The following is a 376-nucleotide window of genomic DNA, read 5'->3' on the forward strand; positions in this document are numbered from 1 at the left end:
GTATGACTTTCCAGGTGATGACACTCCAGTTATCCGTGGTTCAGCTCTTCTTGCACTTAACGGTGACGCTGGTCAGTATGGCGAAGAAGCAGTTGTTGCTCTTGTTGACGCGCTTGACACTTACATTCCAGAGCCAGTACGTGCAATCGACCAAGCATTCTTAATGCCAATCGAAGACGTATTCTCTATTTCTGGTCGTGGTACAGTAGTAACTGGCCGTGTAGAAACTGGTATCGTGAAAGTAGGCGAAGAAGTTGAAATCGTTGGTATCAAAGATACAGTTAAAACAACTGTAACTGGTGTAGAAATGTTCCGTAAACTTCTAGACGAAGGTCGTGCGGGCGAGAACTGTGGTGTTCTTCTACGTGGTACTAAA

Annotated in this window: 1 protein-coding gene; it reads left to right on the forward strand. The window is 45.2% G+C overall.

Annotation, left to right across the window (positions count from 1 at the left end; all coding sequences use genetic code 11):
- Positions 1-376 (forward strand): EF-Tu/IF-2/RF-3 family GTPase (locus DPG01_RS18630; protein ID WP_265735895.1); only part of this gene is annotated, 376 nt, incomplete at both ends.

This window comes from Acinetobacter sp. WCHAc060042 (assembly GCF_003231195.1).
GTDB lineage: Bacteria > Pseudomonadota > Gammaproteobacteria > Pseudomonadales > Moraxellaceae > Acinetobacter.